General features: G+C 66.3%; 9 protein-coding genes and 3 rRNA genes. 10 read left to right on the top strand and 2 right to left on the bottom strand.

The window, feature by feature from the left end; genetic code table 11:
- The first annotated feature begins 612 nt into the window (after window positions 1-612).
- From WQO_RS06790 to WQO_RS06770, 5 genes are all read left to right on the top strand, one after another.
- Window positions 613-2,138, top strand: a 16S ribosomal RNA gene (locus tag WQO_RS06790).
- Window positions 2,139-2,444: 306 nt separating this feature from the next.
- Window positions 2,445-5,569 (top strand): 23S ribosomal RNA (locus tag WQO_RS06785).
- A 111-nt stretch (window positions 5,570-5,680) separates the two neighbouring features.
- Window positions 5,681-5,797, top strand: a 5S ribosomal RNA gene (gene rrf / locus WQO_RS06780).
- Together the 16S, 23S and 5S rRNA genes form the textbook arrangement of a ribosomal RNA operon.
- 212 nt (window positions 5,798-6,009) lie before the next feature.
- Window positions 6,010-7,470 carry a ribonuclease E domain-containing protein gene (locus WQO_RS36530; protein WP_237274109.1) on the top strand — a complete coding sequence of 487 codons (1,461 nt, stop codon included), beginning with the start codon at window positions 6,010-6,012 and terminating at the stop codon, window positions 7,468-7,470.
- On the top strand, window positions 7,467-8,162 hold the full coding sequence (locus WQO_RS06770) for a tetratricopeptide repeat protein (RefSeq protein WP_010056913.1): 696 nt from the start codon (window positions 7,467-7,469) through the stop codon (window positions 8,160-8,162). The genes WQO_RS36530 and WQO_RS06770 overlap by 4 nt, the downstream gene beginning before the upstream one ends.
- A gap of 98 nt (window positions 8,163-8,260) precedes the next feature.
- Here the strand turns inward: WQO_RS06770 and WQO_RS06765 are convergent, their stop codons facing one another.
- The gene (locus WQO_RS06765; protein ID WP_010056915.1) at window positions 8,261-9,541 is read right to left on the bottom strand and encodes a DUF1015 domain-containing protein; all 1,281 of its coding nucleotides are present in this window, start codon (window positions 9,539-9,541) and stop codon (window positions 8,261-8,263) included.
- A gap of 72 nt (window positions 9,542-9,613) precedes the next feature.
- Here WQO_RS06765 and WQO_RS06760 point away from each other — a divergent pair, with 72 nt between their 5' ends.
- Both WQO_RS06760 and WQO_RS06755 read left to right on the top strand, forming a co-directional pair.
- Window positions 9,614-10,645 carry an HAD-IIA family hydrolase gene (locus WQO_RS06760; RefSeq protein ID WP_010056916.1) on the top strand — a complete coding sequence of 344 codons (1,032 nt, stop codon included), beginning with the start codon at window positions 9,614-9,616 and terminating at the stop codon, window positions 10,643-10,645.
- Between the two features lie 178 nt (window positions 10,646-10,823).
- Window positions 10,824-11,624 carry an ABC transporter ATP-binding protein gene (locus tag WQO_RS06755; protein WP_010056917.1) on the top strand — a complete coding sequence of 267 codons (801 nt, stop codon included), beginning with the start codon at window positions 10,824-10,826 and terminating at the stop codon, window positions 11,622-11,624.
- Between the two features lie 127 nt (window positions 11,625-11,751).
- Here the strand turns inward: WQO_RS06755 and WQO_RS06750 are convergent, their stop codons facing one another.
- On the bottom strand, window positions 11,752-12,099 hold the full coding sequence (locus WQO_RS06750) for an SCP2 sterol-binding domain-containing protein (RefSeq protein ID WP_010056918.1): 348 nt from the start codon (window positions 12,097-12,099) through the stop codon (window positions 11,752-11,754).
- 42 nt (window positions 12,100-12,141) lie between these two features.
- On the opposite strand from WQO_RS06750, the gene WQO_RS06745 reads away from it, so the two are divergent.
- Genes WQO_RS06745 through WQO_RS06735 form a run of 3 tightly spaced genes read left to right on the top strand, consistent with a single transcriptional unit; the run spans window position 12,142 to window position 14,235 of the window.
- Window positions 12,142-12,498, top strand: a complete 357-nt coding sequence (locus WQO_RS06745) for a hypothetical protein (protein WP_010056919.1) — start codon at window positions 12,142-12,144, stop codon at window positions 12,496-12,498.
- A gap of 7 nt (window positions 12,499-12,505) precedes the next feature.
- On the top strand, window positions 12,506-13,321 hold the full coding sequence (locus WQO_RS06740) for a TlyA family RNA methyltransferase (protein WP_010056920.1): 816 nt from the start codon (window positions 12,506-12,508) through the stop codon (window positions 13,319-13,321).
- Window positions 13,322-13,329: 8 nt separating this feature from the next.
- Window positions 13,330-14,235, top strand: a complete 906-nt coding sequence (locus WQO_RS06735) for an NAD kinase (protein ID WP_010056921.1) — start codon at window positions 13,330-13,332, stop codon at window positions 14,233-14,235.
- Window positions 14,236-14,249 lie beyond the last annotated feature (14 nt).

Raw genomic sequence — 14,249 nt, 5'->3', positions numbered from 1 at the left:
GGGTACAGCTCTCGGCACAGTCCATCGGACCGGACCGAGCCACTCGAAGCGGCCACACCACTACCTACGACTCACCCTGGCGGGTGCGAATTCGGCATGCCCGTAATTCGCCCTATCGGCTCGATTATGAGCTGCCAAGAGAATCGGTTAACGTAGTGGACACGCCGAAAGGCAAGGCCACTCCACAGGCCACCGGAAATCGAATTCGGACCGGAAACGGAACGAAAAAGAGTCTGGTAAAGTTGGAACCGCCGGAAAGGGAAAACGCGAAAGCGAAGGACCTGGAAAGCGAAACTGAAGGGCCCGCTTCGACCGGGAATCGGACACGAAAGAGTCTGATAGAGTCGGAAACGCAAGACAGCAGGACAAAGAAGTAAAGACGAAGGGAAGCGCCCGGAGGGCCCCGGTGATACGGGACCGAAGGAAGCGTCCGTTCCTTGAGAACTCAACAGCGTGCCAAAAGTCAACGCCAGATATGTTGATACCCCGTCTCCAGCATCACGCTGGGACGCGGTTCCTTTTGAAATACACAGCGAGGACGCTGTGAACAACGGGTCTTATTCCGACCGGTTGTTCCGCTCTCGTGTGTGTGCACCCGATTACGGGTAAACATTCACGGAGAGTTTGATCCTGGCTCAGGACGAACGCTGGCGGCGTGCTTAACACATGCAAGTCGAACGATGAAGCCCTTCGGGGTGGATTAGTGGCGAACGGGTGAGTAACACGTGGGCAATCTGCCCTTCACTCTGGGACAAGCCCTGGAAACGGGGTCTAATACCGGATAACACTCTGTCCCGCATGGGACGGGGTTGAAAGCTCCGGCGGTGAAGGATGAGCCCGCGGCCTATCAGCTTGTTGGTGGGGTAATGGCCTACCAAGGCGACGACGGGTAGCCGGCCTGAGAGGGCGACCGGCCACACTGGGACTGAGACACGGCCCAGACTCCTACGGGAGGCAGCAGTGGGGAATATTGCACAATGGGCGAAAGCCTGATGCAGCGACGCCGCGTGAGGGATGACGGCCTTCGGGTTGTAAACCTCTTTCAGCAGGGAAGAAGCGAAAGTGACGGTACCTGCAGAAGAAGCGCCGGCTAACTACGTGCCAGCAGCCGCGGTAATACGTAGGGCGCAAGCGTTGTCCGGAATTATTGGGCGTAAAGAGCTCGTAGGCGGCTTGTCACGTCGGATGTGAAAGCCCGGGGCTTAACCCCGGGTCTGCATTCGATACGGGCTAGCTAGAGTGTGGTAGGGGAGATCGGAATTCCTGGTGTAGCGGTGAAATGCGCAGATATCAGGAGGAACACCGGTGGCGAAGGCGGATCTCTGGGCCATTACTGACGCTGAGGAGCGAAAGCGTGGGGAGCGAACAGGATTAGATACCCTGGTAGTCCACGCCGTAAACGTTGGGAACTAGGTGTTGGCGACATTCCACGTCGTCGGTGCCGCAGCTAACGCATTAAGTTCCCCGCCTGGGGAGTACGGCCGCAAGGCTAAAACTCAAAGGAATTGACGGGGGCCCGCACAAGCAGCGGAGCATGTGGCTTAATTCGACGCAACGCGAAGAACCTTACCAAGGCTTGACATATACCGGAAAGCATCAGAGATGGTGCCCCCCTTGTGGTCGGTATACAGGTGGTGCATGGCTGTCGTCAGCTCGTGTCGTGAGATGTTGGGTTAAGTCCCGCAACGAGCGCAACCCTTGTTCTGTGTTGCCAGCATGCCCTTCGGGGTGATGGGGACTCACAGGAGACTGCCGGGGTCAACTCGGAGGAAGGTGGGGACGACGTCAAGTCATCATGCCCCTTATGTCTTGGGCTGCACACGTGCTACAATGGCCGGTACAATGAGCTGCGATGCCGCGAGGCGGAGCGAATCTCAAAAAGCCGGTCTCAGTTCGGATTGGGGTCTGCAACTCGACCCCATGAAGTCGGAGTTGCTAGTAATCGCAGATCAGCATTGCTGCGGTGAATACGTTCCCGGGCCTTGTACACACCGCCCGTCACGTCACGAAAGTCGGTAACACCCGAAGCCGGTGGCCCAACCCCTTGTGGGAGGGAGCTGTCGAAGGTGGGACTGGCGATTGGGACGAAGTCGTAACAAGGTAGCCGTACCGGAAGGTGCGGCTGGATCACCTCCTTTCTAAGGAGCATCTAGATTCCGTAAGGAATCCAGAGCCACTACGTCGGCAAATGTTCGACGGTGGTCAGCTCATGGGTGGAACGTTGACTATTCAGTACCTGGTGGTTCAACCGGGACGTGAGTACTGCTCCTCGGAGTGTGGAAAACGAACCGAATGAATTCCGGGTACTGGGCGCGCTGTTGGGTGTCTGAAGGTACGGCCGAACAAGGCTGCCTTCGACGCCGGCCCCAGTGAACTCGTCCCAGGACGAGGTGATGGGTGGCTGGTCGTTGCTTGAGAACTGCACAGTGGACGCGAGCATCTGTGGCCAAGTTTTTAAGGGCGCACGGTGGATGCCTTGGCACCAGGAACCGATGAAGGACGTGGGAGGCCACGATAGTCCCCGGGGAGCTGTCAACCAAGCTTTGATCCGGGGGTTTCCGAATGGGGAAACCCGGCAGTCGTCATGGGCTGTCACCCGCTGCTGAACACATAGGCAGTGTGGAGGGAACGAGGGGAAGTGAAACATCTCAGTACCCTCAGGAAGAGAAAACAACCGTGATTCCGGGAGTAGTGGCGAGCGAAACTGGATGAGGCCAAACCGTATGCGTGTGATACCCGGCAGGGGTTGCGCATGCGGGGTTGTGGGATCTCTTTTTCATAGTCTGCCGGCTGTGAGACGAGTCAGAAACCGTTGATGTAGGCGAAGGACATGCGAAAGGTCCGGCGTAGAGGGTAAGACCCCCGTAGCTGAAACATTAACGGCTCGTTTGAGAGACACCCAAGTAGCACGGGGCCCGAGAAATCCCGTGTGAATCTGGCGGGACCACCCGCTAAGCCTAAATATTCCCTGGTGACCGATAGCGGATAGTACCGTGAGGGAATGGTGAAAAGTACCGCGGGAGCGGAGTGAAATAGTACCTGAAACCGTGTGCCTACAAGCCGTGGGAGCGTCGCTGGCAGCACTTGTGCTGTCAGTCGTGACTGCGTGCCTTTTGAAGAATGAGCCTGCGAGTTAGCGGTGTGTAGCGAGGTTAACCCGTGTGGGGAAGCCGTAGCGAAAGCGAGTCCGAACAGGGCGTTTGAGTTGCACGCTCTAGACCCGAAGCGGAGTGATCTAGCCATGGGCAGGTTGAAGCGGAGGTAAGACTTCGTGGAGGACCGAACCCACCAGGGTTGAAAACCTGGGGGATGACCTGTGGTTAGGGGTGAAAGGCCAATCAAACTCCGTGATAGCTGGTTCTCCCCGAAATGCATTTAGGTGCAGCGTCGTGTGTTTCTTGCCGGAGGTAGAGCACTGGATAGGCGATGGGCCCTACCGGGTTACTGACCTTAGCCAAACTCCGAATGCCGGTAAGTGAGAGCGCGGCAGTGAGACTGTGGGGGATAAGCTCCATGGTCGAGAGGGAAACAGCCCAGAGCATCGACTAAGGCCCCTAAGCGTACGCTAAGTGGGAAAGGATGTGGAGTCGCAGAGACAACCAGGAGGTTGGCTTAGAAGCAGCCACCCTTGAAAGAGTGCGTAATAGCTCACTGGTCAAGTGATTCCGCGCCGACAATGTAGCGGGGCTCAAGCGTACCGCCGAAGTCGTGTCATTCGTACATATATCCCCAACGGGAGTACGGATGGGTAGGGGAGCGTCGTGTGCCGGGTGAAGCAGCCGCGGAAGCGAGTTGTGGACGGTTCACGAGTGAGAATGCAGGCATGAGTAGCGATACACACGTGAGAAACGTGTGCGCCGATTGACTAAGGGTTCCTGGGTCAAGCTGATCTGCCCAGGGTAAGTCGGGACCTAAGGCGAGGCCGACAGGCGTAGTCGATGGACAACCGGTTGATATTCCGGTACCCGCTTTGAAACGCCCAGTACTGAATCAGGCGATGCTAAGTCCGTGAAGCCGGCCCGATCTCTTCGGAGTTGAGGGTAGTGGTGGAGCCGATGAACCAGACTTGTAGTAGGTAAGCGATGGGGTGACGCAGGAAGGTAGTCCAGCCCGGGCGGTGGTTGTCCCGGGGTAAGGGTGTAGGACGCACGGTAGGCAAATCCGTCGTGCATATAGTCTGAGACCTGATGCCGAGCCGATTGTGGTGAAGTGGATGATCCTATGCTGTCGAGAAAAGCCTCTAGCGAGTTTCATGGCGGCCCGTACCCTAAACCGACTCAGGTGGTCAGGTAGAGAATACCGAGGCGTTCGGGTGAACTATGGTTAAGGAACTCGGCAAAATGCCCCCGTAACTTCGGGAGAAGGGGGGCCATCACCGGTGATAGCACTTGCTGCTTGAGCTGGGGGTGGCCGCAGAGACCAGCGAGAAGCGACTGTTTACTAAAAACACAGGTCCGTGCGAAGCCGTAAGGCGATGTATACGGACTGACGCCTGCCCGGTGCTGGAACGTTAAGGGGACCGGTTAGCTGCCTTTCGGGGTGGCGAAGCTGAGAACTTAAGCGCCAGTAAACGGCGGTGGTAACTATAACCATCCTAAGGTAGCGAAATTCCTTGTCGGGTAAGTTCCGACCTGCACGAATGGCGTAACGACTTCTCGACTGTCTCAACCATAGGCCCGGTGAAATTGCACTACGAGTAAAGATGCTCGTTTCGCGCAGCAGGACGGAAAGACCCCGGGACCTTTACTATAGTTTGATATTGGTGTTCGGTTCGGCTTGTGTAGGATAGGTGGGAGACTTTGAAGCGGCCACGCCAGTGGTTGTGGAGTCGTCGTTGAAATACCACTCTGGTCGTGCTGGATGTCTAACCTGGGTCCGTGATCCGGATCAGGGACAGTGTCTGATGGGTAGTTTAACTGGGGCGGTTGCCTCCTAAAGAGTAACGGAGGCGCCCAAAGGTTCCCTCAGCCTGGTTGGTAATCAGGTGTTGAGTGTAAGTGCACAAGGGAGCTTGACTGTGAGACCGACGGGTCGAGCAGGGACGAAAGTCGGGACTAGTGATCCGGCAGTGGCTTGTGGAAGCGCTGTCGCTCAACGGATAAAAGGTACCCCGGGGATAACAGGCTGATCTTCCCCAAGAGTCCATATCGACGGGATGGTTTGGCACCTCGATGTCGGCTCGTCGCATCCTGGGGCTGGAGTCGGTCCCAAGGGTTGGGCTGTTCGCCCATTAAAGCGGTACGCGAGCTGGGTTTAGAACGTCGTGAGACAGTTCGGTCCCTATCCGCTGTGCGCGTAGGAATATTGAGAAGGGCTGTCCCTAGTACGAGAGGACCGGGACGGACGAACCTCTGGTGTGCCAGTTGTCCTGCCAAGGGCATGGCTGGTTGGCTACGTTCGGAAAGGATAACCGCTGAAAGCATCTAAGCGGGAAGCCTGCTTCGAGATGAGTATTCCCACCCTCTTGAGGGGTTAAGGCTCCCAGTAGACGACTGGGTTGATAGGCCAGATGTGGAAGCCCGGTAACGGGTGGAGCTGACTGGTACTAATAGGCCGAGGGCTTGTCCTCAGTTGCTCGCGTCCACTGTGTTGTTCCCGGGTTGCGAACAGTTATCGCACCGGTTGAACAGTTTCACTACTTAATTGAAGAGTGTGCTTGTTCGCTAGAACCCGATAGGGTTTCGGTGGTCATTGCGTTAGGGAAACGCCCGGTTACATTCCGAACCCGGAAGCTAAGCCTTTCAGCGCCGATGGTACTGCAGGGGGGACCCTGTGGGAGAGTAGGACGTCGCCGAACAATCTTTCAAGGACCCCTGGTCCCAGCGTTCACGCTGGGACCAGGGGTCCTTTTGTTTTTTCCGAAGCGCGTCGGCCGGTCGGCTGCGCGAGAATGTCTGTGGTACCCGAAGACAGGAGTCACACCCATGTCCACCAACTCTCCCGACGACCGTCCGGAGCGCGAGCCGCGTCGCCGGGACGGCGGTGACAGGGGCGGTTACCGCGGTGGTCGTGACGACCGGTCCGGTTCCGGCGCACCTCGACGCGACAACGACCGTGGCGGCTTCCGCCGCGATGACCGGGATCGCGACCGCGGCCCGCGCCGTGACGACAGCCGGCCGAGCAGTGGCGGCTTCCGCCGTGATGACAGCCGTGGTGGTGGTTCCGGCGGTGGCTTCCGTCGCGATGACAACCGTGGTGGTGGTTCCGGCGGTGGCTTCCGTCGGGACGACACCCGGCCTTCCGGTGGCGGCTTCCGCCGCGACGACCGGGATCGTGGGCCCCGTCGTGATGACGACCGTGGTGGGTACCGGGGTAGCCGCCCCAGCGGTGGCTTCGACCGGCGTGACGACCGCCCGCGCGGTCCCCGTCGCGATGACGACCGGCCCTCCGGCGGCGGCTTCCGCCGTGATGACAGCCGTGGCGGTGGCTCCGGCGGTGGGTTCCGTCGGGACGACAACCGTGGCGGTGGCTTCGACCGGCGTGACGACCGCCCGCGCGGTCCCCGTCGCGATGACGACCGGCCCTCCGGCGGCGGCTTCCGCCGTGATGACAGCCGTGGCGGTGGCTCCGGCGGTGGGTTCCGTCGGGACGACAACCGTGGCGGTGGCTTCGACCGGCGTGACGACCGCCCGCGCGGTCCCCGTCGCGATGACGACCGGCCCTCCGGCGGCGGCTTCCGCCGTGATGACAGCCGTGGCGGTGGCTCCGGCGGTGGGTTCCGTCGGGACGACAACCGTGGCGGTGGCTTCGACCGGCGTGACGACCGGGGTGGCCGGCCCAGTGGTGGCTTCGATCGCCGTGACGACCGCCCGCGCGGTCCCCGTCGCGATGACGACCGGCCCTCCGGCGGCGGCTTCCGCCGTGATGACAGCCGTGGCGGTGGCTCCGGCGGTGGGTTCCGTCGGGACGACAACCGTGGCGGTGGCTTCGACCGGCGTGACGACCGGGGTGGCCGGCCCAGTGGTGGCTTCGATCGCCGTGACGACCGCCCGCGCGGTCCCCGTCGTGACGACGACCGGCCCTCCGGTAGCGGCTTCCGCCGCGACGACCGGGATCGGGACCGGGATCGTGGGCCCCGTCGTGATGACGACCGTGGTGGGTACCGGGGTAGCCGCCCCAGTGGTGGCTTCGACCGGCGTGACGACCGCCCGCGTGGTCCCCGTCGTGACGACGACCGGCCTTCCGGTGGCGGCTTCCGCCGTGATGACCGGGACCGGGGCGGTTCCGGTGGTGGCTTCCGCCGTGACGACAGCCGCGGTGGCGGGTTCCGTCGGGACGACAACCGGGGCGGTGGGTTCCGCCGAGACGACCGGGGTGGGTACCGCGGGGGCCAGCGTGACGACCGGGACCGTGGCGGATTCCGGGGGCGCGATGACCGGGACCGTGACCGCGAGCCGATCAAGCGGCTGCCGATTCCGGACGACGTCACGGGTGACGAGATCGACAAGGACGTACGCCAGGAGCTCATGAGCCTGCCGAAGACCCTGGCCGAGGATGTCGCGCGCAACCTCGTCATGGTGGCCCGGCTGATCGACGAGGACCCCGAGGAGGCGTACGCGTACTCCCGGATCGCCCTCCGGCTCGCGTCCCGCGTCGCCGCCGTCCGTGAGGCGGCCGGGTTCGCGGCGTACGCGACGCAGAAGTACGCCGAGGCGCTCGCCGAGTTCCGGGCGGCCCGGCGGATGACCGGGTCCGTGGAGCTGTGGCCCGTCATGGCGGACTGCGAGCGCGGGCTCGGGCGGCCCGAGCGGGCGATGGCGATGGCCGGCGAGCCCGAGGTGCAGAAGCTGGACAAGGCCGGGCAGGTCGAGATGCGGCTCGTGGCCGCCGGGGCCCGACGCGACATGGGCCAGATCGACGCCGCCATCGTGACGCTCCAGAGCCCCGAGCTGGCGTCCAGCTCCGTGCAGCCGTGGACCCCTCGTCTGCGGTACGCGTACGCGGACGCCCTGCTGGAGGCCGGACGCGAGGACGAGGCCCGGGAGTGGTTCGGGAAGGCGCTGGAGGCCGACAAGGACGGTGCCACGGACGCGTCGGACCGGCTCGCCGAGCTGGACGGCGTGGAATTCGTCGACGTCCTCGGTGCCGACGAGACGGACACGGCCGACGAGGCCGCGCCCCGTGACGAGGACGGCCCCGCGGACGGTTCCGACAAGGCCTGATCGCTGACATGAGAAGACTGACATGAGAAGAAGGGGCGGCACTCCGACCGGAGTGCCGCCCCTTCTTCGTGAGCTTCGTCGGCTTCGTCAGCGGGTGGTCAGTCGAGGGCGAGGCTCCGCATGACCAGGCCCGTGGCCGGCTTCGGGCCGAACGACGTCGACTTGCGGGGCATCGTCACGCCCTGCCGGGCCAGGTCCCGGACGACCTCTTCGCGTACGGGATGCATCAGGACCGCCGTGGCGTCGAGGCGTTCCGCCTGTTCGACGGCTGCCGCCGTGTCGTGGATGTAGCCGATGTGCTCGGGAGCGTCGGGGATCCGCCACACCTCGTCGAGCAGCGCGGAGTGCAGGACCGTCGCGTCCAGGGTGCGCCAGGCGTCGGGGCGGTCCGCCCGGACGGTGCGGGCCAGGAGGGCCGGGTCGGGGCGGTCCACCAGGTGGAAGCCTCCGTCGCCGGCGAGGAGGAACGCGTTGCCGGCGGTCGCAGCCTCGGCCAGGGCGTCGAGGGCCCGGGGGAGCGGCCCTTCGACCCGCTGGACGCGGAAGTGGCCGGTGAGCGCCTTCAGGGCCCGGGAGACCGGCAGGCCGCGCAGGAGCCGGTGGATGGCGCGGACCTGGAGCGGGTGGCGGGCCGTGTCGACGAGAAGGACCAGGCCGTAGTCCCACGGTCCCGGGGCGCTCTGCTCCCGCTGGAGCCGGAGATAGGTGGCCCAGCGGTGGTGGCCGTCCGCGATGAGCGCCTGGTGCCCGGCCAGGTCTGTCTCGATCTCGCGCCGGTCCGACGGGTCCGTCACCGCCCAGAGCCGGTGCCGGAAGCCGTCCTCCGTCGTCGTGGCGAACAGCGGTTCCCGCAGAACCGTGCGGTCGATCACCGAGCCCGCGCCCGTCGGCGTACCCCCGTCGCCGCGGTACGTCAGCAGCAGCGGCTCCAGATGGGCCCCTGTCGTACGCATCAGCTCCGCGCGGTCCGCGACGACGTCGTCCATGACGTCCTCGTGGGGCAGCACGATGCCCTCGGCGGCGGGGGAGAGGGCCAGCGCGCCGATCAGGCCCCGCTGGAGGATCTCGTCGTTGCGCTGCTCGTAGACGTACAGCACCGGGTCCGGGTCGGGGGCGATGACCCCCTCGGCCAGCCAGCGGTCCAGCGTGTCGGCCGCCTGCCGGTGCCGGTCTTGGGCCGTGTCGGCCTGGGGGAGGATGAGGCGCACGATGTTGTGCGGATCCGCGGACTCCAGGTGGTGCAGCCCGTCCGGCCGGACGACCACGTCGTACGGGGGCGAGGTCACGGCGGCAAGGCTGCCGACCCGCTCGGGGACGTAACGCAGCCCGCGGAACGGGATCAGCCGCAGCCCCTGGTCGACGGGACCTGAAGTGTTCATCAGGGCATCGTATGTGTGCCTGGGGCATACGCGATGATCGGGGCAGAAGCAGAGCGAAGAGGAGCGAACCATATGAGCCACCAGCAGGACGGCGTTCGGCCGTCGGGGAGTGCCACGGCGCTGAGCGAGGCGTACGACACCGCTCTCCTCGACCTCGACGGGGTGGTGTACGCGGGCGGCGAGGCCATCGTCCACGCCGTGGAATCGCTGGCCACCGCGCGGGCCGGGGGCATGCACCTCGCGTACGTCACCAACAACGCCCTGCGGACGCCGGACGCGGTGGCGGAGCACCTGACGGAGCTGGGCGTGCCCGCCGAACCCTCCGACGTGATCACCTCCGCCCAGGCTGTCGCCCGGCTGGTGGCCGACCAACTGCCTCCCGGGGCACGGGTGCTGGCGATCGGCGGCGAAGGGCTGCGGGTCGCGCTGCGGGAGCGGGGTCTTGAGCCGGTGGAGTCGGCGGACGACGACCCGGCCGCCGTGGTCCAGGGGTACGGCGGGCCGGACATGACGTGGGGGCGGTTCGCCGAGGCGAGTTTCGCCATTCGGCGCGGGCTGCCGTGGTTCGCGTCCAACACCGACCTGACCATCCCGAGCGCCCGGGGCATCGCCCCCGGCAACGGGGCCGCGGTCGAGGTCGTCCGGATCGCCACCGGGGCCGAGCCGCAGGTGGCGGGGAAGCCGCTGCCGCCGATGCACCGCGAGACCGTGCTGCGGACCGGGGCGAGGCGGCCGATCGTCGTCGGGGACCGGCTGGACACGGACATCGAGGGGGCGTTCAACGGAGGCGTGGACTCGCTGCTCGTGCTGACCGGGGTGACCGACGCGGCCCAGCTGCTCGCCGCCCCGCCGGAGCACCGGCCGACCTATGTGGACCGGGACCTGCGGGGGCTGCTGACCGGGCAGCCCGAGGTGACCTTGGCCGGGGACGCGTACCGCTGCGGGGGCTGGACGGCCGCCGTGCGCGGGGACGCGTTGGCCCTGGACGGGGAAGGCGACGCGCTCGACGGGCTGCGGGCACTCTGTGCGGCGGCCTGGGCCTTCGCCGGTGCGGGTGTGTGCGAGCTGGAGACGGGGAAGGCCATCGCCGGGCTCCAGCTCTGAACCGGCCTTCAGTTCTGAACCGGACGGCCCTTCTTCGTCAGGGCGTTGAGCGTGTGGGGCGGTCGCCGGGACCCGTGGCGCAAAGAGGAAGATAGGTTGACCTAACCTGGTGCTGCCCGGTGGTCCGCCCGTGCCCCGCGCCGTACCGCTTCACCTCACCGACTCCGGGAGTACGACCATGCAGCGCCTCACCGCGGAATCGGTGACCCTCGGCTACGACCAGCGGGTCATCACCGAGAACCTCTCGGTCGAGATTCCCGACAACTCCTTCACCGTGATCGTCGGCCCCAACGCCTGCGGCAAGTCGACCCTGCTGCGGGCCCTCGGCCGGATGCTGAAGCCGAGCCAGGGGCAGGTGCTGCTCGACGGGCAGACCATCCACCAGCTGCCCGCGAAGAAGGTCGCCCGGACGCTGGGGCTGCTGCCGCAGTCCTCCATAGCCCCCGACGGGATCACCGTCGCCGACCTCGTCGCCCGCGGCCGCTACCCCCACCAGGGGCTGCTGCGGCAGTGGTCGCCGGAGGACGAGCGGGTGGTGAACGAGTCCATGGAGTCCACCGGCGTCGCCGAGCTGGCGGAGCGCTACGTCGACGAGCTGTCCGGCGGTCAGCGCCAGCGGGTCTGGATCGCCATGGCGCTGGCCCAGCAGACGCCGCTGCTGCTGCTCGACGAGCCGACGACGTACCTCGACATCCAGCACCAGATCGATGTCCTCGACCTCTGCGCCGAGCTGCACGAGACGCAGGGACGCACCCTGGTCGCCGTGCTCCACGATCTGAACCACGCCGCGCGGTACGCCACGCATCTCATCGCGATGCGGGACGGGGCGATCGTCGCCGAGGGGGCGCCATCGGACATCGTCGACGCGGAGCTGGTGGAGCAGGTGTTCGGGATGCGGTGCCAGGTGATCGACGATCCGGAGACGGGGACGCCGCTGGTCGTGCCGGCGGCACGCAAGGCGCGGAAGGTTGCGGCCTGAGGGCTCGGTGAGCGTAGTGCCGGGGTGCGTACCGGCGGGCGCTTTGTCCTCAATCGCCGGGCGGGCTTGATGGGGCGCCCGTACGTCCTTGATGCGCGGGCGGACGGGCTTGGGTTCCTGCAGCTTCCTACAGCAGCGATCTCAGTTTCAGCAGGTCCCTGAAGCCCGCCTCCAAACGTACGCGGCCCGATGCCCACGCCTTCGCGAAGTTCAGGTCGCCGTCCACCAGGGCCACCAGGTCGTCGCTCGTCATCGCGAGCCTGATCTCGGCCTTCTCCCTGGGCGGTCCCTCGACCGTGTCCGCCACCCGGATCCGGCCATCGGCCAGCCGGCCGGTGAACGTGATGTCGAGATCCTTGATGTGACAGCTCAGCGAGCGGTCGAGGGCAGCCGCGCTGCGCACGTCGCCCTCGGCGGCTGCGAGGTTGTCGGAGAGTTTGTCGAGTGCGCTGCGGCACTCCGCCATGGTCGCCATCGTGCTCGACGGTACACCGGCCGGTCGCGGTAGCGTTTCGGCATGAGCGACTGGACGCCGGAGGCGGGGAACCCGCCCGTGAGCACGCCCGATGAGCCGGCGGGCGGGGAGCCGGCCGCCGCTGCCCCCTCCTTCGAGCCCGCCGGGCCCGCGCCCCTCGGGGTCGTGCGCACCCCCACCGGCCATGCCGCGGTGGACGCCCGGCTGGAGCGGCTCGCCGACGCCGACCACCTCCCGGCGGACGGGCACATCGAGGTGTACGAGGATGTACACCGTGGGCTGCGGGCCGAGCTGACCTCGCTGGACGCCCGTCCGGCCGCCGCACCCGGGCCGCCCGGGACCGCAGCCGCACCCGGAGCCCGATCCGCGTACGACAACACGCACGACCACAGGAGCTGAACCGAACGTGGCAGGAGTGGCACGTCGCCGCCTCGACGCCGAGCTGGTACGCCGCAAGCTCGCCCGCTCGCGCGAGCACGCGAGCCAGCTGATCGCCGCGGGGCGCGTCACCGTCGGCCGGACCACCGCGACCAAATCCGCCACCCAGGTCGAGACGGCGGCCGCGATCGTCGTCACCCAGGACGACGACGATCCGGACTACGTCTCGCGCGGCGGGCACAAGCTGGCCGGGGCGCTCGCCGCCTTCGTCCCGCTCGGGCTGACGGTGGAAGGGCGGCGGGCGCTGGACGCCGGGGCCTCCACCGGCGGGTTCACCGATGTGCTGCTGCGGGCCGGCGCCCGGCAGGTCGTCGCCGTGGACGTCGGCTACGGGCAGCTCGCCTGGTCGCTGCAGTCCGATGAACGGGTCGTCGTCAAGGACCGCACCAACGTGCGGGAGTTGACCTTGGAGGACATCGACGGGGAGGCGGTCGACCTGGTGGTGGGGGATCTGTCCTTCATTCCGCTGGGCCTCGTGCTGCCCGCCCTCGCCCGCTGTGCCGCACCCGACGCGGACCTGGTCCTCATGGTCAAGCCGCAGTTCGAGGTGGGCAAGGAGCGGCTCGGCAGCGGCGGAGTGGTGCGGAGCCCGGAGCTGCGCGCCGAAGCCGTACGGGAAGTGGCGCGGCGGGCCTGGGAGCTCGGGCTCGGCGTCCGCGCGGTGACGGCGAGTCCGCTGCCCGGTCCTTCGGGCAACGTCGAGTACTTTCTGTGGCTGCGGGCCGGCGCACCCGAGCTGGATCCCGCGGATGTCGACCGTGCAGTGGCGGAGGGGCCCCGTTGACGACGAATGTGACGACCGAGACGGCACGAACTGTCTTCCTGCTGGCGCACACCGGCCGCCCGGCCGCGATCCGCAGCGCGGAGCTCGTCGTGCAGGGGCTGCTGCGCAACGGGCTCGGCGTACGGGTCTCGGCGGCCGAGGCGGCCGATCTGCCGCTGCCGGACGCCGTGGAGACGGTCACCGACACCAGCCCCTCCGCCGTGGACGGCTGCGAGCTGCTGATCGTCCTCGGCGGTGACGGCACCCTGCTGCGCGGCGCGGAGTTCTCCCGCGCCTCCGGGGTACCGATGCTCGGCGTCAACCTCGGACGCGTCGGCTTCCTCGCCGAGGCCGAGCGCGACGACCTCGACAAGGTGGTCTCCCGGGTCGTCACCCGCGACTACGAGGTCGAGGAGCGCATGACGATCGACGTCCTCGTGCACAGCAACGGCGATGTCGTGCACAGCGACTGGGCGCTCAACGAGGCGGCCGTGCAGAAGGTGTCGCCCGAGCGGATGCTCGAAGTCGTCCTGGAGATCGACGGGCGTCCCGTCACCGGGTTCGGCTGCGACGGGATCGTCTGCGCGACCCCGACCGGTTCGACGGCGTACGCCTTCTCGGCGGGCGGGCCCGTCGTCTGGCCCGAGGTCGAGGCGCTGCTGATGGTCCCGATCAGCGCCCACGCGCTGTTCGCCAAGCCGCTGGTGACCTCGCCCACGTCCGTGCTCGCGGTCGAGGTCCAGCCGCACACCCCGCACGGGGTCCTGTGGTGCGACGGCCGGCGGACCGTGGAGCTGCCCGCCGGCGCCCGCGTCGAGGTGCGGCGCGGTGCGGTGCCCGTACGGCTGGCACGACTGCACCAGGCCTCGTTCACCGACCGTCTGGTGGCGAAGTTCGCGCTGCCCGTCTCGGGGTGGCGGGGGCTGCCGCACTGACGGTCACAAGCAGC

The organism is Streptomyces globisporus C-1027, from assembly GCF_000261345.2.
Lineage (GTDB): Bacteria > Actinomycetota > Actinomycetes > Streptomycetales > Streptomycetaceae > Streptomyces > Streptomyces pakalii.
Note: the sequence above shows the minus strand (reverse complement) of the source record. Positions and strands in the feature narration are given on the sequence as shown.